Here is a 20,702-nt window from a genome sequence, read left to right as displayed (position 1 = left end):
GCCACCAGCCGCGCGGCCATCCTGTGTCCTTATGGCCGGGCAATACAAAAAAACGGGCGGAGCAACAGCCATGAGCAGACCTATAAAAGCCCTCGCAGCGCTGCTGTCGGCCCTGGTGATCGCGATGACGCCGCCGGTTGTCGCTGAGGAAACAGCTGCGGCCAGCAGTCAGATCAGCGCGCAGGGCTTCAGCGGTCTGGCGCGGATCCTGCCGCAGGACAGCCGCGCCGCCGATCGCCGCTCGGGGGTGGATGTGACATTGGCGCTGAGCCAGGGGGTGCCGTATCGGCTGTTCACGCTGGATGGCCCGCCGCGCGTGGTGCTGGATTTTCAGGAGGTCGACTGGAGCGGCCTCGGGGCCGAGGCGCTGGTGACAGAGGACGGCATACGGACGGCGCAGTTTGGCACCTATGTGCCGGGCTGGTCGCGGCTGGTGCTGGAGTTGACGCGCCCAATGCAGGTCCAGACGGCGGCGATGGAGGTTGATCCGGTGACAGCGGCTGCGGGTCTGACCGTAGCCCTGCGCGAAACGAGCGCGGAGCAATTTGCCAAAACCACCGGCGCGCCGCGCGATGCCCGCTGGGATCTGCCCGCACCAACGCCAATGATCGCACCCGAGGACAAGGATTCGCTGGCGCCGCTCTTGGTGGTGATTGATCCGGGTCATGGGGGCATTGATCCGGGGGCGGAGGCCTTTGTTCAGGGCGGTCTGGTGCAGGAGAAGGATCTGATGCTGCAATTCGCCATCGAACTGGGCGAGATGCTGGTGCGGTCGGGGCAGTTCAATGTGCAGCTGACGCGCGACGACGATTACTTCGTCTCGCTTGAGCGGCGGATCGCGCTGGCGCATCAGGCCAAGGCGGATCTGTTCCTGTCGCTTCATGCCGACAGCCTGTCCGAAGGGCGCGCTCATGGCACCACGGTCTACACGCTGTCGAAAGACGCCTCTGATGCGGCCTCGGCGACGCTGGTGGAACGTCATGAACGCGGTGATCTGCTCGCGGGGACCGATCTGAGTCAGGTCGATGACCGGGTGACCGATGTGCTGCTGGATCTGGCGCGGGTGGAGACACATCCGCGCAGTCAGGCGCTGGCCCGGGCGCTGGTCAAGGGGCTCAAGACCCAAGGTGGGGCAATGAACCGCCGACCGCTGCGCGAGGCGGGCTTTTCTGTGCTAAAATCGGCCGACATCCCCTCGGCGCTGGTGGAAATCGGATTTCTGTCCAGCCCGCGCGATCTGGCCAATCTGATGGACCCGGAGTGGCGCGAACGCACGGCGCGGGGCATCCTGAATGGGCTTTTGTCCTGGCGCATTGCCGATGATGAGACCCGCCCGCTGGTGCGTCAGTAGCTGCCGCTCGCCGGGATCGCCGGTCAGGCGGAACGGATCTGGCGCAGCGGCGTTTGATATCCGGGGACGGCCAGCACCGCTTTCCCCCTGTTTTCTCCGGGTCAGCGGCATCAATATGCCGTTTCCCGTTTTGACCCCACGCGCCGCTGCACCTATATAGGCGGCACTGCGCGAGAAAGGCTCTACAGTGGTCAGATATATTCTATCGTTCTTTGGTTCCATCTTCAGCACCATCACGCTGGGCATCGCGATGATCGCGCTGACCATTGGTGCGGTGTTCTGGATTTATGGCCGGGACCTGCCCAGCCATGAATCGCTGGCGCAGTATCAGCCGCCGACGATCAGCCGGATATACTCCGGCGAGGGGCAGCTGATTGACGAATTTGCCCAGGAACGCCGCCTGTTCACGCCTTCCGAGGAAATTCCCGATCTGGTCAAACAGGCTTTCATCTCGGCCGAGGACAAGAATTTCTACAGCCACAATGGCTATGACATGCGCGGCATCGCCGCAGCGGCGGTCGAGGCGGTGCGCTCGCGCGGGTCGAACGTGCGCGGCGCCTCCACCATCACCCAGCAGGTGATGAAGAACTTCCTGCTCTCCGGGGACCGCAAGGCGGAGCGGAAGGTGAAGGAGCTGATCCTGGCTTCCCGTCTGGAAGATACCTTGAGCAAGGAAGACATTCTCGAACTTTACATGAACGAGATCTTTCTGGGGCAGAACTCCTATGGCGTGGCCGCAGCCGCCCAGACCTATTTCAACAAGACACTGAGCGAACTGGCCCCGCATGAGGCCGCGACTCTGGCCGCCATGCCAAAGGCGCCGTCGGATTATCACCCGGTCCGCCAAAAGGACCGCCTGCTGACCCGCCGCAACTACGTGCTACGCGAGATGCGCGAAAACGGCTATATCTCTGATGCGGTCTACAAGGTCGAGGTCGATCTGCCGCTGCGCTCGGTGCAGAATGGCGATTTTGAGAGCTTCCGCACCGCGCTGCCGCCGCGCGATTATTTTACCGATGAAATCCGTCGTCAGCTTTCGGAGGATTTTGGCGAGGGCGAATTCTTCACCGGCGGCTTTACGGTGCGGGCGACGATCGACGAGGAGATGCAGGCCGAGGCCGCTGTTGCGCTGCGTGCGGGTCTTCAGGACTATGACCGGTCGCGTGGCACCTGGCGGGGCACTGGCGTGACGCTGGACGCCGATCTGCTGGCATCCGAAGACAGCTGGCGCGCGGCGCTCAGCGCTGCTGCCGTGCCGCGTGATATCGAACTGGGCGGCAAATGGCATCCGGCGGTTGTGCTGGAGGTCGGTGACCAGAGCATCAGCGTAGGCGTCGAGGAGGTGGCCGAAATCGGCTCGGTTCCGCGCTCTGACATCAAATGGATGAAGGGCAGCTTCAAGGACAATCTCGCCACCGGGGATGTGGTGCTGGTCCGCGCGGTCGAAAAGGACGGCGCACTGCAACATTGGTCGCTGCGTCAGGTGCCGGAAGTGCAGGGCGGCTTTGTCGCGATGGATGTGAATACGGGCCGGGTTCTGGCCATGCAGGGCGGGTTCTCCTACCAGCATTCGGTGTTCAACCGCGCCACACAGGCGCAGCGCCAGCCGGGCTCCAGCTTCAAACCCTTTGTCTATGCGGCAGCTTTGGACAGCGGCTATAGCCCTGCGACCATCGTTGTGGACGCCCCGATCGAGATCAACACCCCGCAGGGGCTGTGGCGCCCCAAGAACTCCACCAACAAGTTCTACGGCCCGACACCGCTACGGACCGGAATCGAGATGAGCCGGAACCTGATGACCATCCGACTGGCCCAGGAGGTCGGCATGGAGGTGGTTGCAGGCTATGCGGAGCGTTTTGGGGTCTATGACAATATGGGGGCTTTCCTTGCCAACTCGCTGGGGGCCGAGGAAACCACACTCTACAAGATGGTGGCGGCCTATGCGATGTTTGCCAATGGCGGCGAACGGGTGCAGCCGACACTTGTGGACCGCATTCAGGACCGCCGGGGCGAGACCATCTATCGCCATGATGACCGTGACTGCGTGGACTGCGCCTCGCCCGCGCTGGCACCGGGGCAGGCGCCCCGGATCGTGGACAACCGCGAGCAGGTGATGGATCCGATCACCGCCTATCAGCTCACCTCGATGATGCGGGGCGTTGTGGAGCGTGGAACCGCCTCCAGCGTGATCAACCTGCCGGTGCCGACCGCAGGCAAAACCGGCACCACCAACGACTCGCGCGATGTGTGGTTTGTCGGCTTTACCTCCAATATCGTGGCGGGCTGTTACATGGGTTATGACCAGCCGCGTCCGATGGGCCGCGGCGCCTATGGTGGCACCATGTGTGGTCCGGTGTTCCAGCAGTTCATGCAGAAAGCGACGGCCAAATATGGCGGTGGTAAGTTTGCGGTGCCGGAGGGCGGCCATTTCATCAAGATCGACCGCTACACTGGTGCGCGCCTTGCCGATGCGGCTTCGGGGGCCAATGTGGTAGCGGAGTATTTCCGCGATGGTGAGGAGCCGATCTTTGGTCTGGCATTTGACGGTGGTTTTGCGATGGGGTCGAACCTGCCGCTGTTTGAGGAAGCCGCGCAATCAGCGCGCCGGGTGACCACATCGGATGGTGGCACGGCGGTTCTGGGACCGAAGGCGAGTTTTGGCACCATCAGTTCAGGCGGGCTTTACTGACGCCGACTGTTTTGGGCAGAACCTATCTGAGGGGCGGGGCGTGGAATTCATGACCCCGCCCGTTTTATGCTCTGCGGTGGCGTGGTGCGCCAATCGCGCTGCTGCCTGCTGCGTCGGCTTGCCCGCAGGGCGCGGGTGGTTTATCACGCAGGCCTGATACGTGATTTCAAGGGATTGCCATGCGCGCCGAAACTCAGAACATCGTGGCCGATATCGAAAAGTCGCTGGAGCTTTTGGCGCAGCGTCTGGATTGGGAAACCGCAGAGTTCCGCCTGGAAGAGTTCAACGCCCGCGTTGAGGATCCCAACCTGTGGGACGACGCCGAGGCGGCGCAGGCCCTGATGCGCGACCGGCAGATGCTGGTTGATGCAATCGATACCTATAAATCCATCAAGCAGGATCTCAGCGACAATATGGAGCTGATCGAGCTGGGCGAGATGGAAGAGGACGATGAGGTCATCGCCGATGCCGAGGCCGCGCTGAAGGCGCTGAAGGAAAAGGCCGCCGAAAAGGAGCTGGAGGCGCTGCTGGATGGCGAGGCCGACAGCAATGACACCTTCCTTGAGATCAATGCAGGCGCAGGCGGCACCGAGAGCTGCGACTGGGCGTCGATGCTGGCACGGATGTATGTCCGCTGGGCAGAGAAAAAGGGTTACAAGGTTGAACTGCAGTCCGAAAGCGCGGGCGAAGAGGCGGGGATCAAATCCGCCGCCTACAAGATTTCGGGCCACAACGCCTATGGCTGGTTGAAGTCGGAAAGCGGCGTGCACCGTCTGGTGCGGATTTCCCCCTATGATTCCGCAGCCAAGCGCCACACCTCGTTCAGCTCGGTCTGGGTCTACCCTGTGGTGGACGACAATATCGAGATCGAGGTAAACCCGTCGGATATTCGGGTGGACACTTATCGCTCCTCCGGTGCCGGTGGCCAGCACGTCAACACCACCGATTCTGCGGTCCGCATCACCCACGTGCCTACCGGCATCGTGGTCACTTCCTCCGAGAAGTCGCAGCACCAGAACCGTGACATCGCCATGAAAGCGCTGAAGTCGCGGCTCTATCAGCTGGAGCTGGACCGCCGGAACGCCGATATCAACGCCGCCCATGAGGCCAAGGGCGATGCCGGCTGGGGTAACCAGATCCGTTCTTACGTGTTGCAGCCCTACCAGATGGTGAAGGATCTGCGCACGCAGCACGAGACCTCCGACACCAAAGGTGTGCTGGACGGCGATCTGGACGGGTTCATGGCGGCAACGCTGGCGTTGAACGTCGCCGGAAAGAGCCGCTCGGAAGCGCAGGGCGAGTGATTTCGACGCGGCATCCTGCCGCTTTGCGATAGCAGCACCCCCGGTTGAGAATTTGCAGACCCGTTTGCCTCGGCAAGCGGGTTTTCTTTGTGTTTTGCTGCGGCTAGGCTGACATCATCTGCCAGCCAGGAGCCCCCGGAGATGACCCAGATCCAGACCAGCGCCCGCGAGATCCTGCGCGATCTTTCGACCGGGCGTCGTCGCGCAGAGGCGCTGATGGAGGAGACGCTGGACCGCATCGAGGCGATCAACCCGAGCGTCAATGCAATTGTGGCCCTGCGGGCGCGAGACGTGCTGCTTGCCGAGGCGGCCGCTGCCGATCGGGCAGAGACGCGGGGGCCGCTGAACGGGCTGCCGATGGCGGTCAAGGATCTGGCAAATGTGGCTGGTGTTCCTTCGACGCAGGGTTCGCCATTGCTCGCAGATTTCGTGCCGCAGACGGACGATCTGATGGTGGCGCGGTTGCGGGCGGCGGGGGCTGTGATTATCGGCAAGACCAACACCCCGGAATTCGGCCTTGGGTCGCATACCTATAATCCGGTCTACGGGGCGACGGCCAACCCCTATGACCGCAGCCGCAGCTGCGGCGGTTCCTCCGGCGGCGCGGCGGTGGCATTGGCGACCGGGATGGTGGCACTGGCGGACGGGTCCGACATGATGGGATCTCTGCGGAACCCTGCCGGCTGGTGTAATGTCTACGGTTTCCGTCCCAGCTGGGGGCGGGTTCCGAATGAGCCACGCGGCGATCTGTTCCTGCATCCGCTGTCCACCAATGGGCCGATGGCCCGCAGCCCCGAGGAACTGGCGCTGCTGCTGGATGTTCTCTCCGGTCCCGATCCGCGTCAGCCGTTCTCGACCGGGTTTGCGGCGGCGGATGGTGTCGCCCCCCTGCCTGCCGCGCGACCGATGCGCATTGGCTGGCTTGCGGATTGGGGCGGTGCCTATCCGATGGAGGCGGGCATATTGGAGACCTGCGAGGCCGCGCTGGAGGTGCTGCGCGGCTTGGGGCATCAGGTCGAGCCGATTGCACCGCCTTTTGCGGCGGAGCGGATCTGGCAGAGCTGGAGCACGCTGCGCTCCTTTTCCGTGGCCTCTGGTCTCAGGGTGTTTTCCGGGCAGCGGCAACAGCTGAAAGCCAGCGCCCAATGGGAGCTGGAACGGGGCATGGCGCTGAGCGGGCAGGAGGTTCAGGCAGCATCTGATTTGCGGTCGGACTGGCAACGCGTCGCGGCGCGTCTGTTTTCGCAGTATGACGCGCTGGTGCTGCCGACCGCGCAATGCTGGCCCTTCGATATCACGCTTGAGCACCCGCAGGCGATCAACGGCACCGCGATGGACAGTTACCACCGCTGGATGGAGGTGGTGACACCGGTCAGCCTGCTGGGCCTGCCCTGTCTGGCGGCTCCGGCGGGGTTTGGAGCTGGTCAGCTGCCGATGGGCCTGCAGATCTTTTCCGCCCATGGCCGCGACCGTGACCTGCTGGCGCTGGGGCAGCAGTATCATCTTGCGACTTGCTGGCCAGAGCGGCGCCCGCCCGAGCTGCCGTGCTCGGACACGCCCCTGTAAGGAGATCCTCATATGGACGAAAAAGCCTTTGGCGTGCCGCAGTTGCAGCCGATGACCCTGTCGACCCTGGGGCAGGCGCTGCGGCGCGGATGGGCTGATTTTCGGGCCAAACCGGGCTATGGGCTGTTCTTTGCCGGGGTCTATGTGCTGGCGGGCTGGATCATGGCCTGGATTACGGTTGCGACCGGCACAACCTTCTGGCTGGTTCTGGCGGCCATCGGCTTTCCGTTGGTCGGCCCTTTTGCCGCGGTCGGCCTATATGAGGTCTCGCACCGGCTGGAACAGGGGCGGGCGCTGGGTTTTGGCGCGATCCTGAGCGTTGTGCTGCAACAGAGCCGCCGTCAGCTGCCGTCGATCTGCGCCATCATCATCATTGTCTTCCTGTTCTGGTTCTTCCTTGGTCATATGATCTTTGCGCTGTTTCTGGGCCATTCGACGATGACCAATATCTCCAGCTCGCCCGAGGTTTTCCTGACAGCAAACGGGATAACCATGCTGCTGGTCGGCAGCCTGGTCGGGGCGGTATTTGCGCTGCTGCTTTACATGATCACAGTGATTTCCCTGCCGCTGCTGCTGGATCGTGAGGTGGATTTTGTCACCGCGATGATCACCAGTTTTTCCTATGTGCAGGCCAATTTTCTGGTGATGCTTGTCTGGGCCGCAGGCATTGCCATAGCCACATTCTTGGCCATGGTGCCGGGGTTTCTGGGGCTGTTTCTGGTGCTGCCATTGCTAGGCCATGCCAGCTGGCATATCTATCGGCTGATCGCGACCGCAGCCTGAGCGGCAGCTAGCGAAACCGGGTTCCCACGCCGAGCAACCGCTGCTGAAACGGGCTCAGCTCATGCTGTTCTATGAACCCGGCCCGGCGCGCGGCGCCGAGGATGGCGGCGGGATCCTGGCCGAGATGTTCATAGACCATGCGGGTTACCCGGTCCGACGTGTCGCTTTCGCGGCTGGTGCGCGCAACATAGCCTGCCCAGATGTTGGCCTGCATTGACGGCACATTGGCCAGATAGTTGAAGGAGGAGGTCCGCCCGCCACGCCGCGACAGCAGGAAGGCTACCCCATCATCATGGGCCGAGGCGTAGCCACGGAACTCCCGTGATTGCGGATCCGACGGCAGGCCCTGGTAGCGCATGGCGGATTTCGCTTCATAACCGCGTAGGTAGGTGATGCCTTCGGTGCGAAAGACCAGCGCCAACCCCAGGATATAGCGATCCGTGCGTACAAAGCTGCGGCGTACGAACTGATAGAGGCCGGAGGGAAAGAATGCCTCGGTCACATTGGCAACGCCGGGGCCAAGAAAATCGCCGAGGAACGGCCCCTGAAGGATCTGCCCTTTGCAGGAGAGCTGATCGACGGGATCCAGCAGAATCCGCGCATCAACGTCAAAGAAATTGCAGATCCGGTCCAGCACGTCAGGGCGGGGGAAGCTCTCGCCGGTCAGGTAGCGGTTGAACTGGGTGCGATTGATCCCGAGGCGTCGAGACAGATCCGAAATTGAGCGGTAGCCCTTGGCGAGCTGACGCAGGTTGGCACCGAACATATTGCGCAGTTCCGCCGGCGAACGATCGGCCTGGTTCAAGATTGGCTCCCTCTGTGTCGTGGACCGGGTGTTACACCAGATCTTGTGGTTTCCCTAGGGACTCCCTAATGCCCTTGTAGATAATACATGAGGATTTGACGCTATCCAGCATCAATTTTGCGCAAACCGGACACAAATTGACACAGATCTTGTTACAGGTTTTTGGTGTTCCTTTGCCATGATTTATCCCAGAATAGCTCGGGACCAATGTGAGGTATGATATGATTGGCGTCGTTCTTTGGACGGACTACGATCTGCGGCAGGCGGTGATCTGGAGCGAAGATCACGGTGATCTGGTATATTATCGCTGGACCTCGCTCGATGAACCCATAGAGCTGCGCAAGGGTGACTGCGTCGCTTTTCGGGTTGAGACCAAGGGCGCGTTGCGGTTCGCCAGTGATCTGGATGTCATCGAAGAAAGCCAGAGTCCGGAACTGGCGGCGAAGCTTGGCGATGCCGAGCATGAAGCCAGCCAATCGCTGCCCAACAGCCGCTCGGAGGCGACGGTGATGACCTGGGAGGACGCGCGCCACGATCCCTTGTTTGTGGATCCCTCGGTCTACCCGGAGCATAACGCCCATGAGGTAAAAGCGCCTGTTCGTGGTGCCGGTGATAGCCAGCCGTCCAGCGCGACCATTTTGTCCTTCCCTGACAAACAGGCCCGTGACGCCCGCGCGCAGGCGAAACGGCGCAGCGCTGATCGAAAGCTGATCCGTAGCTGATCTACAGAGCGGATCCGCCGCAGGAGCGTGATCGGATCAGTTTGTATGGGACACGAAAAAGGGCTGCGCGATGGCGCAGCCCTTTTTGTCATCCTGTCGGAATGATCAATTGCCGCGCAGCAGGGCAGCTACGCCGGTGCGGGCGATCTTGGTCAGGCCCAGCGGGCGCATCATCTCGGCAAAGGCGTCGATCTTGTCCGGTGCGCCGGTCAGTTCAAAAATGAAGCTGTTGAGCGTGGTGTCGACAACCTTGGCGCGGAAAATATCCGCCAACCGCATGGCTTCCACGCGCTTGTCGCCTTCGCCGACCACTTTCACAATGGCGAGTTCCCGCTCGACAAAGGGGCCTGCGACGGTGAGGTCGGTGACTTCATGTACCGAAACGATCCGGCCCAGCTGCGCCTTGATCTGCTCGATCACCTGCGGCGTGCCGGTGGTGACGATGGTGATGCGCGACAGATGGCCGGTGTGATCGACCTCGGCCACGGTGAGGCTGTCGATGTTATAACCCCGACCCGAGAACAGGCCGATCACACGGGCCAGAACACCGGGTTCGTTTTCCACCAGAATGGTGATGGTGTGGCGTTCCTGAACATCCGAAAAATTCGGGCGCAGGTTATAGGCAGAATGGCTGGTGGAGCCTTTTTTGATGTGTAGGGCAGACATTTACGTCCCTTTCCTAGAAATCGGGGCAGGGCGATAGCGCCCCGCTGTATCTGTTCCTGAACCGGGTTAAACCAGCACCGCGCCGCCGGATTGGATGACGCCTTGGGTCTCGGCATCGCCCAGCAGCATTTCGTTATGCGCCTTGCCCGAGGGGATCATCGGGAAGCAGTTTTCGTGCTTCTCCACCAGACAGTCAAAGATCACCGGCCCGTCATAGTCGAGCATTTCCATGATCGCATCATCCAGATCCTTGGGATCTTTGCAGATGATGCCCTTGGCGCCAAAGGCCTCGGCGAGCTTGACGAAATCGGGCAGGGCTTCGGACCAGGAATGGCTGTAGCGTTCGCCGTGCAGCAGCTCCTGCCACTGGCGCACCATGCCCAGACGTTCATTGTTGAGGATGAACTGTTTCACCGGCAGGCGGTACTGCACGGCGGTGCCCATCTCCTGCATGTTCATCAGCCAGGAGGCCTCACCTGCGACGTTGATCACCAGCGCATCGGGGTGCGCGACCTGCACGCCGATCGAGGCCGGTGTGCCATAGCCCATGGTGCCCAGACCACCGGAGGTCATCCAGCGGTTGGGATCCTCAAAGCCGAGGTACTGTGCGGCCCACATCTGGTGCTGCCCCACTTCGGTGGTGATGTAGCGGTTGCGGTCCTTGGTCAGGGCTTCCAGACGCTCCAGCGCGTATTGCGGTTTGATGGAGGTCTCCGAGGCGGTGTAGGACAGACAGCGAATATTGCGCCATTCGGTGATCTGCTCCTGCCATTTTGCGATGGCAGCGCTGTTCACCTTGCGGCCGCGGCTCTTCCAGACTTTCAGAACGTCTTCCAGCACGTGGCCGATGTCGCCGACGATCGGAATATCGACGCGGATCACCTTGTTGATCGACGAGGGGTCGATGTCGATATGCGCCTTGGTCGATTTCGGGCTGAAGGCATCCAGACGACCGGTGATGCGGTCATCAAAGCGGGCGCCGATATTGATCATCAGGTCGCAGCCGTGCATGGCCATATTGGCCTCGTAAAGACCGTGCATCCCCAGCATCCCGAGCCAGTTCTTGCCCGAGGCCGGATAGGCCCCAAGCCCCATCAGCGTGGAGGTCACCGGAATGCCTGTGGCCTCGGCCAGCTCGCGCAGCAGCTGGCTGGCGCCGGGGCCGGAGTTGATGACGCCGCCGCCGGTGTAGAACACCGGGCGCTTGGCGGTTTCCATCGCAGCGACCAGCTCGGTGATGGCCTCCAGATCGCCCTTCACCGGCGGCTGGTAATGCGACGCGGCGGGTTTCGGCCCCTGATAGGTGCCGGTGGCAAACTGCACATCCTTCGGGATGTCGATCAGCACCGGGCCGGGACGACCCGCGGTGGCGACATGAAAGGCCTCGTGCAGGGTGCTGGCCAGCTTTTCGGTGTCTTTCACCAGCCAGTTGTGTTTGGTGCAGGGGCGGGTGATGCCCACGGTGTCGGCCTCCTGAAAGGCATCTGAGCCAATCATGAAGGTTGGAACCTGACCGGTGAGAACAACCAGCGGAATGGAATCCAGCAGCGCGTCGGTCAGGCCGGTCACCGCATTGGTGGCGCCGGGACCGGAGGTCACCAGAACAACACCGGGCTTGCCGGTTGAGCGGGCATAGCCTTCGGCGGCGTGAACCGCGCCCTGTTCATGGCGCACAAGAATGTGCCGGATATCATTCTGCAAAAAGATCTCGTCATAGATCGGCAGAACGGCACCGCCGGGGTAGCCAAAGACCGTGTCCACCCCCTGATCCTTCAGGGCCTGAACAACCATTTTTGCGCCGGTCATCTCACGTTTCATCTGCTTTAGCTCCAATTGGCGGCATCGTCCGTTTCGCATAAAAAAAGCCCCCGATTTCTGGTCGGAGGCGCATGGGTTCGATTATGGTCTACCGTTACCGGCCCATGCGCGTGGTTCCTACGACTACGACTAGGATATTCATCGTGTTGGCTCCTTTAGCGTTGCAGCGGACCTTAGGACCGGTGGCCGGGGGCGTCAACAGGGAAATGAACCGAAAATACCCCAGTTTCGGACATTTTGTTGCGCTGGAGGGGTTCCTGGCGACATTTTCGCCTTTCGCACGGTTAAAAATCGGGCCACTTCGGTCCTAAAGTCGAAAATCTCCCTGAACCAAAGGCCAAGGTCAGATCACGCGCGACGGCGTTTTGCCAAATTGCGAGGCGCTTCGGACCTAGTTTGCGGGAGTTTCTGCTGCATTGCGGCGCAATTTTAGCTCTGCCACCAGGCGGCGGGGTGGGCGGGTCAGAAACTGTGACCGGTGCCCTGCAGCACGCCATGTTCCAGCGCGTAGCGTGTGAGACCGGCGGTCGAGGAAATGCCAAGCTTGCGTTTGATGTTCTTGCGATGGGTTTCCACGGTGCGCACCGAGATATCCAGCGCCAGGGCAACGTCCTTGTTGGATTTGCCCTGTGCGAGTTCGAGCAGAATGGTCTGCTCACGTCCGGTCAGCGCCTCGCGGGCGGGGTCGTCCTTGGGCTTCAGCGAGCCTTCGGCGCCGGTGCAGAGATAGGTCTCGCCACGCATCACCGTGTCGATGGCCTGGCGGATCTCCTCGGTTGGGACATCTTTCAGCACATAGCCCATGGCCCCATGCGCCAGCGCGCTGGAGATATATTCGGGGCTGTCGTGCATGGACAGGATCAGGATGCGAGTGGAAGGGGTCTGTTCGAGGATGATTTCCGTGGCGCTCAACCCGCCCAGTTTCGGCATATTGAGATCCATCAGGATCACATCGGGTTTCAGCGCGCGGGCCTCGGCCACCGCCTCTTCGCCGTTGCCGGGGATGCCGACAACCTCGATATCGTCATAGCTTTCAAGGATGGATTGAATGCCCTCGGCGACCATCGGGTGATCGTCAACGATCAGAACGCGAATGGTATTTGGCATGGTCTCCCCCCTCATTTGGCGTGGCGCGGTCCAGCCCGTCGCGTGCATCCACCGGTGCGGCGGCGACAGTCTGGCAAGAGCGCCGATTGGCTCAGGACACCCGCTTGGACGCCGGTTTGGAGGCATCACCCGGGGGCAGCAGATGGCTCAGCGGCAGCAGGACCTCGATCACGGTGCCGCTTTGCGTGCCCCGTGATGACAAAATCCTGAGGGTGCCGTCAAGCTGTTCGATTCGTTCCTGCATATTGCGCAGCCCGATGCCGGGCCCGCTGCGGTCCTGAACCGGGGGCAGGCCGCGGCCATTGTCGGTGATCCGCATAGTGGCGCCGCGCGCGTGTCCGCGCAGATCCATGGTGACCTCCGTCGCCTCGGCGTGGCGTTCGATATTGGTGAGCGCTTCCTGCGCGATCCGATAGAGCGCAATCTTGGCATCCCCGTCCAGGCGGTTGCGGAACACGACAGTGCTGAAACGGGTCTCGATGCCGGTGCGTGCGGCGAAATCATCGGTCAGTGCCTTCAGCGCCGGGCCAAGGCCGAGATCATCCAGCACACCGGGGCGCAGGTCGCGGCTGATGCGGCGCACCTCGGTGATGGCGGTGCCCAGATGCGAGATCCCTTTGTTTAGCGGATCCTCGACCCGGTCAAAATCTCCCCGCGACAGGCGTCTGCGCGCGTTGTCCAGCGCGTAGCGCACCCCGACGAGGAGCTGACTGATCCCGTCGTGCAGCTCGCGCGCCACCCGGCCGCGCTCTTCTTCCTGGGCGTCGAAAACCCGCTGGGTCAGCTCTTTCAACTTGGCGTCCGCCAGACGACGCTCGCGGATGTTCAGCACCATGCCGGAGGCAAAGACCAGCCCCAGTGCAAACAGGGTGATGCCACCGATGTAGTAGAACGTACGGCGCACACGGGTCTCGACCTCGGCGCGCGAGGCCGCGACAGAGGCCAGCACATCGTCAATGAACACCCCGGTGCCGATGGCCCATTGCCAGTCCTGCAAGCCCAGCACATAGGCAACCATCTGCGCCTCTTCGCCGGTTGAGGGTTTCTCCCACATAAACGTGTGCCATCCGGCGCCCTGACGGGCCAAGCGGATGAATTCATCCACGACCGGTGTGCCGCGGCTATCGGTCAGCCCCTTCCAGTTGTTGTTGATGAACTCGGTCTGGCGCGGGCTAACCAGATTGGTGCCGTCGTAGTCATAGACAAAGAAAAACCCGTCGCGGTCATAGATCATTGCACTGAGAATCTGGGTGACCTTTTCCTTGGCCTCCTCGTCATCTGGCGCCGCCAGACCGTAGATGTGCGAAAACCCATTGCGGGCCTGGGTCACATAGTTGCGCAGCTCGGCCATCTTGGCCTGCAACAGCTGCTGTTCCAACGCTTTGATCTCGCGTTCGGCCAATGCGCGCGACTGCACGGAGACCAGCACGGCAATGGCGGCCCCGGCCACGATCAGCGGCAGCGTCGCCAGCAGGGACAGCTTCTGGGCGTAGTTGGGGCGCAAGAATTGGGGGATCAGCTGCATGGTCGAATCGTTACGCAATCCGCCCGGAGAATCAAAGCCCCCACAGCTGCGCTCAGCGCGCGAATCTCGGGATCGGCCTTGGCGGTTGTCACAGGCTGCCCAGATTTTGGCCAAATAATTTGTCCAAAATGCGGTTTTCTACGCAGTAGTAGGTATTCACATGACGCAGCGTACAGCTAGGCTTGCGTCACTCGACAAGACCCGCCTCGGGCACAGACCCGGGGCAATCCAATTAAATGGGAGGAGAAACCTATGGATCGTCGTTCCTTTTTGAAGACATCCGCGCTGGGGGGCAGCGCCGCTGCAGCAACCACTCTGGCCGCACCGGCTTATGCGCAGGGCAAGCGTACCCTGACCATGGTCACCACCTGGGGCCGTGGCGCCGCGGGCGTTCATGACTCCGCACAGCGCGTCGCAGATTCGATCACCGCCATGTCCGATGGCGACCTGACCATCGACCTCAAAGCTTCCGGCGAACTGGTTGGTGCATTTGAGGTATTTGACGCGGTGACCGCCGGTCAGGCCGACATGTACCACGGTGCCGACTATTATTTCACCGGCCAGCACCCGGCCTATGCCTATTTCACTGCAGTACCTTTCGGCATGACTCCGCAGGAACTGGTGAACTGGTACTACCAGGGCGAAGGCATGGCCCTGCATGATGAGCTGGGCCAGATCTTCGGTCTGAAATCCTTCCTTGGCGGCAACACTGGCCCTCAGGCCGGCGGCTGGTTCAACAAGGAAATCAACAGCCCCGAAGATTTCAATGGTCTGAAGTTCCGTATGCCGGGTCTGGGCGGCAAGGCGCTCGGCAAACTGGGCGCATCGGTTCAGAACATTCCCGGCTCCGAAGTGTATCAGGCGCTGTCCTCCGGTGCGATCGACGGCACCGAGTGGATCGGCCCCTGGGCAGATGAGAAGATGGGCTTCCAGGAAATCACCAAGGTCTACTACACCTCCGGTTTCCATGAGCCGGGTGCGGCGCTGTCCGTGGCGACCAACCGTGACGTGTTCGACAGCCTGTCGCCCGCGCATCAGAAAATCATCGAAATCGCGGCGGCCGAAGGTCACCAGTGGAGCCTGTCGCAGTTCATGAACAACCACGGTGCGGCTCTTCAGCGTCTGCAGACCGGTGGCGTGAAGACCCTGGAATTCCCTGACAGCGTCTGGGATGCCTTTGGCTCCGCGACCAAGGAAACCCTGGACGAGTTCATGGGTGACGAGCTGTTCGCAAAAATCCGCAACAGCGTCGAAGCGTCGATGAAAGCCTCTTCGGGCTGGATCACCAAATCTGAAGGTGCCTATCGCACCCAGCGCGACCGCGTTCTCGGCTAACCGCCCCAAGAGTGGGTTCAATCGGATCCTCCGCATCGGCGGGGGATCCTTTCGCAATAGCAGCCGACACGGATGGCTCGCGCCATTAGTGTCCATCGGGTCCCAGGATCCGTGCGGCCTGATTATTATCCCTATGATGACGATCCAGACCGCCCGCGCTGCACGCATTTATTCGAGGGAAAAATGCAGGACGAAAGTGGCGTTTCCTTTTTCGGGACCTTACTGGACGGCCTGATCTGGCTGGTACAGAACATCGCGGGCGCCTTTTACAACTTCGGCTATGCCGTCGCCAACCCGCAGCTCTGGCTCGACTGGTCGGACAAGGCTTCCATCATGCGGTTCGTCTACTATGGCGGGTCGGTTGAGTTCTTCTTTGTTGTCTTCACCGCGTTTCTGGTGCTGACGGCGGTCGGCATGTATCGCCGCTCCATCATGTGGGGGGTCGTGCGCGGACTGGAGGGCTTTGCCAACACGCTGGGTCGGCTGTTTGCCTGGGCAGGTCTTCTGATGGTGCTGCAACAGATCATCATCGTCTTCATGCAGCGGGTGTTTGCGCGCCCGGACATGAGCTTTGGTCTGGGTATCGCGCTGGAAAAAGACATCAGCTGGTTCGCAGAAGAACTGAAGCTTTACAATGCCTTGGTGGTCTGCCTTTGTGTCACATACACCTTTGTGCAGGGCGGCCACGTGCGGGTCGATCTGATCTACTCCGGCATCAGCTTCCGGGCCAAGCGGGTGGTGGACATGCTGGGATCGCTGATCTTCATGATGCCCGCTGCCGTGCTGACCTGGATGTATGGCTGGTACTTCCTGTGGCGCCACCTGATCGTGCCGAAGCCCTCGGCCTCGGACACGCTGGAGCGTCTGGTGATGAAATCCCGCGCGCTGCGCTGGAACATTGAGACCATCGGCTTCAGCCCCAATGGGTTCAACGGATACTTCCTGTTCAAGATCCTTCTGGTGACATTCGCCGGTATCGTCTTCCTGCATGCCATCGCGTTTTTCTACCGCTCGTATCTTGAGTTTGTGGAAGGCCCCGGCAGCGAGAACAAACACCTCGACAAGGACAGCCTTGGTGAAGGTGAAGAAGCCTATGAAGGCGCGCATTAAATAAGGGACAGCCCCCATGCTATTCGGACTTGATGGCGTTGAAATCGGCCTGATCATTGTCTTCTTCTGCCTTTTCGGAGGCATTCTCTCCGGCTTTCCAGTGGCCTTTGCCATTGGCGGAGCCGGCATCATCTCCTTCGGGATCATTGCGGCGCTCGACAGTGCCGGGATCCTGGTTCACCAGGCCATCGACACCTCGTCGCAGGTCTATCGCGACCTGGTGGGCTCCGGCGTCAAGCCGGATGTCATATCGGTGTTCAGATATCCTGAACTGCCACGGGTCGCCGAGGCGGTGTTCCCGCAGGGTTGGGAAGTTGCGATGGACCGCAACATCTCCTTTGTCGTGAACCGTATGAACGAACGGGTTCTGGCCGGTGCCTCGATCGAGACCCTGCTGGCAGTGCTGATGTTCGTCCTGATGGGCATCACGCTGGAACGGTCGAAGATCGCCAACGACCTGCTGACCACCATGGCGCGCGTCTTTGGTCCGCTGCCCGGCGGTCTGGCAGTTTCCATCGTGGTTGTAGGCGCTTTCCTTGCGGCCTCCACCGGGATCGTCGGCGCAACCGTGGTGACCATGGGCCTGCTGGCGCTGCCCACCATGCTGCGCAACAACTATTCGCCGGAACTGGCGACCGGTGTGATCGCCGCCTCGGGCACGCTGGGGCAGATCATTCCGCCCTCCATCGTGATCGTTCTTCTGGGCACGCTTGCGGGGGATCTCTATTCCACCGCACAGGAAACCCGTGCGCAGGAATTCGGCTGCTCCGATGCGCTGACCTATCTGGGTGAGCCAGCGGTTGTTTCGGTCGGGACGCTGTTCCAGGCCGCGCTGCTGCCGGGTATCCTGCTGGCGCTTCTCTATGCGCTCTATGCCTTTGGCTATGCGCTGCTGAATCCGGAAAAAGCTCCGGCGGTTGTGCTTGAGGGCGGTACTGGCGAGCCGATCACCCGTGGCGAAGGCCTCACCTGGTTCCTCGGTGTGCCGGTGGCGCTGATTGCCGGTGCGTTGCTGCTGGGCCAGGTGAACCTGATCGGTAGCCAGAACATCACGGTTTCGACCTTCTCCGATGCGGGGCAGACGGCATCGCTGCGCACCAATGTGGGTGCGGACTGTCAGGCGGCAATGATTGACCTGCATGGCCAGGAGGCCTGGGATGCCGCCGTCGCCGAGCAGAAGAGCATCGACGACGCAGGCGGCGTTGCCCAGGCAACCAAGCTGACCGAGGACGAGATGGCCGCAGCCCGTGTCGCCAAGATCGAAGCCGCGGCTCCGATTGGCACCGGTCTGACCGTGCTGATGGTGCTGATGGGGCTAACGCTGGCGGTTGGTCGCGGGGTTTCGCCCTCGCGGGATCCCAAGCCCTTGATCCTGGGGGCGATTGGCGTGCTGCTGATTGCGCTGGTCGATATCGTGGCAATTTCACCGACCACGACGCCCGGGGTCACCGTGCTGCTGATCGCGCTGCCAAGCCTCCTGGCGCTCTATGGGTGCAAGGTCGCGGCGGTGCGCAGTTCACAGAACGATCTGATCCGCGTGGTGTTCCCGCCGCTGATCCTGATCATTGCGGTGCTGGGGTCCATTCTGGGCGGCATCACCAACCCGACGCCCGCTGCGGCGCTGGGGGCTGGGGGCGCCATCATGCTGGCGGCCTACCGCAAGCTGCAGGACCAGGGGAAATCCGGCTGGATCATCATCTGGGCAACCCTTGCAGTGGCGATCTGTATCCTGGTTGGTGTCAACTTCGATCTGCGGATCAATGGGCAGGATGGGGTTTCGGCAGAGACCATCATCGCCTTTGGTGTGGCCTATGGCGCCTATCTCTTTGCGCTCTTCGGGCTGCTCTACGGTTGCTGGGTGCTGTTCAAGGGCGGGGTGCTGACACCGGTGGTGCGCGAAACGGCCAAGGTCACGTCGATGGTCTTCACCATCCTGATCGGCTCGCAGCTGCTCAATCTGGTGGTGATCTCCTTTGGCGGGGAACACTATATCCAGCAGTTCCTCAAGAGCTTTGACAGCGAGCTGAAGGTCTTCCTGATCGTGATGGTGGTGCTGTTCATCCTTGGCTTCGTGCTCGACTTCCTGGAGATCATCTACATCGTGATCCCGATTGTCGGGCCGGTGATCTACGGCGGCTCCTTCGATCCGAAGTGGGTGACCATCATGGTTGCGGTGAACCTGCAGACGTCGTTCCTGACGCCGCCGTTTGGATTTGCGCTGTTCTATCTGCGCGGGGTGGCACCGAAGGAGGTGACCACAGGCCATATCTATCGCGGGATCCTGCCATTTGTGCTGATCCAGGTGGTGGGTCTGGGGATCCTGTGGATGTTCCCCTCCATTGTGACCATCGTGCCGGCGCTGATGCCAAACTGATTGCAATCAGCCAAAGACGACAAAGGGCCCCGCTTGCGGGGCCCTTTTTTCATGTCGGCACCGGGGCGAAAGCAGAAACAGGGGCGCTGCCCCTCTGCGCCATGCGGCGCATTCACCCCGGGATATTTGACGCCAGAAGATTGGCCATGCAGCCGTTTGCCGATGGCAGCTGAAGGGGCGGTGCCGAATGGGACCGGCGCCCTGCGGTTCAGGTGAGCTGGAGCAGATCCCAGCGGTTGCCGAACGGGTCGCGCCAGACCGCAACCCATCCGTAGGGTTCATGGCGGGGTGCTTCGTCGAAGGTGACGCCCGCGGCCAGCATGGCGGCATGGTCTCGGGCGAAGTCATCGGTATGCAGGAACAATCCGACGCGGCCACCAAATTGATTGCCAATGATGGTCTTTTGAGCATCACTGTCGGCCCGGGCCAGGATCAGGCTGCCCTCACGGGCGCCCGGCGGCAGGATCCTGACCCAGCGCTTGCGCCCCTGATCGACATCTTCGGCCAGCTGCCATCCGAGGGTGCCGCAGTAAAACGCGAGCGCGCTGTCGTAGTCCGGGACAATCAGCGTCACGGCATGAAGAGATTGCATTGGGTTACCTGCTGTGGCTGCGCGATTCCGGCAGGTGAATATTAGCGACCTGTTCCGCAATCGGATCGGTCGACAGCGGATGCGCCGTGTCATCAAAGGCGTCGGGATCGGTCATCGGCTGCCAGGCGCCGCGATGATAGACTTCAAGCCCGGTGAACTTCGCCTTGTAGCCCATCTTGGCGCTGCCTGGCACCCAATAGCCCAGGTAGACATAGGGCAGCCCGGCCTCGCGCGCGATGTCGATGTGATCCAGGATCATGAAGGTGCCGAGCGAGTTCTGCGGCAGATCGGGCCGATAGAAGGAATAGACCATGCTCAGCCCATCCTCCAGCACATCGGTCAGCGACACCGCCGTCAGCGCGTTGCTGTCGCGGTCGATATATTCGACGACGCGGCTGCGAATGGGCGTCTCCTCGATCATGGCGGCATATTCGAAGACATCCATATCGGCCATGCCGCCATCGGCGTGCCGGCTGTCGAGGTAGTTGCGGAACAGCGTATATTGATCTTCGGTTGCCCAGGGAGAGGTCGCGCGCCGATCCAGCCCGGCGTTGCGCTTCAACGTGCGTTTCTGCCCCCGGCTGGCGGTGAAGGCGGCGACATTGATCCGGGCAGACAGGCAGGCGGAGCAATCGGAGCAGGATGGCCGGTACAGAACATTCTGCGAGCGGCGGAATCCCTGCTGCGACAGGCTGTTGTTGAGCTGTTCGACACCATCGCCCTGCAGGGCGGTGAACAGTTTGCGCTCCATCCGATCTGCCAGATAGGGGCAGGGCTGCGGCGCAGTCACGTAGAACTGTGGGGCAATCGGCAGAGTGTGGCGCATCAGGCGGTCAGGTGTCCGTTTGGGCTTGGCACAAATGGCCCCGAGTGTCGCGCGGGCGCCGAGTACTGATCACGGAGCCGCTGACAGATCGGGGCATTCTGGCCACAGGGTTATCTTGAATGATAGCAA

16 protein-coding genes are annotated in these 20,702 nt (G+C 61.5%); 9 read left to right on the top strand and 7 right to left on the bottom strand.

Annotated features, from left to right (window positions below; all coding sequences use genetic code 11):
• Positions 1–70 precede the first annotated feature (70 nt).
• The 5 genes from VWZ85_RS13780 (at position 71) to VWZ85_RS13760 (ending at position 7,693) form a co-directional block, all read left to right on the top strand.
• The gene (locus tag VWZ85_RS13780) at positions 71–1,351 is read left to right on the top strand and encodes an N-acetylmuramoyl-L-alanine amidase (protein ID WP_416588776.1); all 1,281 of its coding nucleotides are present in this window, start codon (positions 71–73) and stop codon (positions 1,349–1,351) included.
• A gap of 187 nt (positions 1,352–1,538) precedes the next feature.
• Positions 1,539–4,040, top strand: coding sequence for a penicillin-binding protein 1A (locus tag VWZ85_RS13775; protein ID WP_416588774.1), 2,502 nt, complete (start codon positions 1,539–1,541; stop codon positions 4,038–4,040).
• 179 nt (positions 4,041–4,219) lie between these two features.
• On the top strand, positions 4,220–5,344 hold the full coding sequence (gene prfB, locus VWZ85_RS13770; RefSeq protein WP_340545916.1) for a peptide chain release factor 2: 1,125 nt from the start codon (positions 4,220–4,222) through the stop codon (positions 5,342–5,344).
• Between the two features lie 141 nt (positions 5,345–5,485).
• Positions 5,486–6,910 (top strand): amidase, encoded by a 1,425-nt coding sequence (locus VWZ85_RS13765; protein WP_416588773.1) that lies wholly within the window; start codon positions 5,486–5,488, stop codon positions 6,908–6,910.
• Between the two features lie 12 nt (positions 6,911–6,922).
• Positions 6,923–7,693: a DUF2189 domain-containing protein gene (locus VWZ85_RS13760; RefSeq protein WP_340545914.1), complete on the top strand. Its 771-nt coding sequence runs from the start codon at positions 6,923–6,925 to the stop codon at positions 7,691–7,693.
• A 7-nt stretch (positions 7,694–7,700) separates the two neighbouring features.
• Here the strand turns inward: VWZ85_RS13760 and VWZ85_RS13755 are convergent, their stop codons facing one another.
• The gene (locus tag VWZ85_RS13755; RefSeq protein ID WP_340546329.1) at positions 7,701–8,459 is read right to left on the bottom strand and encodes a helix-turn-helix domain-containing protein; all 759 of its coding nucleotides are present in this window, start codon (positions 8,457–8,459) and stop codon (positions 7,701–7,703) included.
• A gap of 260 nt (positions 8,460–8,719) precedes the next feature.
• Between VWZ85_RS13755 and VWZ85_RS13750 the strand changes: the two genes are divergently transcribed.
• Positions 8,720–9,220 (top strand): hypothetical protein, encoded by a 501-nt coding sequence (locus tag VWZ85_RS13750; RefSeq protein ID WP_416595487.1) that lies wholly within the window; start codon positions 8,720–8,722, stop codon positions 9,218–9,220.
• Positions 9,221–9,325: 105 nt separating this feature from the next.
• Here VWZ85_RS13750 and ilvN read toward each other — a convergent pair whose 3' ends face one another.
• From ilvN to VWZ85_RS13730, 4 genes are all read right to left on the bottom strand, one after another.
• On the bottom strand, positions 9,326–9,886 hold the full coding sequence (gene ilvN, locus VWZ85_RS13745) for an acetolactate synthase small subunit (protein WP_340545912.1): 561 nt from the start codon (positions 9,884–9,886) through the stop codon (positions 9,326–9,328).
• Between the two features lie 66 nt (positions 9,887–9,952).
• Entirely contained in the window at positions 9,953–11,704 is a 1,752-nt protein-coding gene (locus VWZ85_RS13740; protein WP_340545911.1) for an acetolactate synthase 3 large subunit, read from the bottom strand.
• A 462-nt stretch (positions 11,705–12,166) separates the two neighbouring features.
• Positions 12,167–12,811, bottom strand: a complete 645-nt coding sequence (locus VWZ85_RS13735; RefSeq protein WP_416538963.1) for a response regulator transcription factor — start codon at positions 12,809–12,811, stop codon at positions 12,167–12,169.
• Between the two features lie 91 nt (positions 12,812–12,902).
• The gene (locus VWZ85_RS13730; RefSeq protein WP_340545909.1) at positions 12,903–14,336 is read right to left on the bottom strand and encodes a cache domain-containing protein; all 1,434 of its coding nucleotides are present in this window, start codon (positions 14,334–14,336) and stop codon (positions 12,903–12,905) included.
• Positions 14,337–14,588: 252 nt separating this feature from the next.
• On the opposite strand from VWZ85_RS13730, the gene VWZ85_RS13725 reads away from it, so the two are divergent.
• The 3 genes from VWZ85_RS13725 (at position 14,589) to VWZ85_RS13715 (ending at position 19,155) form a co-directional block, all read left to right on the top strand.
• Complete coding sequence (locus VWZ85_RS13725) at positions 14,589–15,671, top strand: TRAP transporter substrate-binding protein (protein WP_340545908.1); 1,083 nt, start codon at positions 14,589–14,591, stop codon at positions 15,669–15,671.
• Between the two features lie 183 nt (positions 15,672–15,854).
• On the top strand, positions 15,855–16,781 hold the full coding sequence (locus VWZ85_RS13720) for a TRAP transporter small permease subunit (RefSeq protein ID WP_416534232.1): 927 nt from the start codon (positions 15,855–15,857) through the stop codon (positions 16,779–16,781).
• Positions 16,782–16,797: 16 nt separating this feature from the next.
• Complete coding sequence (locus tag VWZ85_RS13715) at positions 16,798–19,155, top strand: TRAP transporter large permease (protein WP_416534231.1); 2,358 nt, start codon at positions 16,798–16,800, stop codon at positions 19,153–19,155.
• Between the two features lie 208 nt (positions 19,156–19,363).
• Here the strand turns inward: VWZ85_RS13715 and VWZ85_RS13710 are convergent, their stop codons facing one another.
• Both VWZ85_RS13710 and VWZ85_RS13705 read right to left on the bottom strand, forming a co-directional pair.
• A complete protein-coding gene (locus tag VWZ85_RS13710) occupies positions 19,364–19,747 on the bottom strand; it encodes a VOC family protein (RefSeq protein WP_416538961.1) in 384 nt (127 codons plus the stop codon).
• Between the two features lie 4 nt (positions 19,748–19,751).
• Positions 19,752–20,573: an arginyltransferase gene (locus VWZ85_RS13705; RefSeq protein ID WP_416555375.1), complete on the bottom strand. Its 822-nt coding sequence runs from the start codon at positions 20,571–20,573 to the stop codon at positions 19,752–19,754.
• Positions 20,574–20,702 lie beyond the last annotated feature (129 nt).

The organism is Phaeobacter sp. JH20_29, from assembly GCF_048056175.1.
GTDB classification, from domain to species: Bacteria; Pseudomonadota; Alphaproteobacteria; order Rhodobacterales; family Rhodobacteraceae; genus Phaeobacter; species Phaeobacter bryozoorum.
The sequence above is the reverse complement of the archived record's forward strand: the minus strand, read 5'-3'. Positions and strand labels throughout refer to the sequence as shown.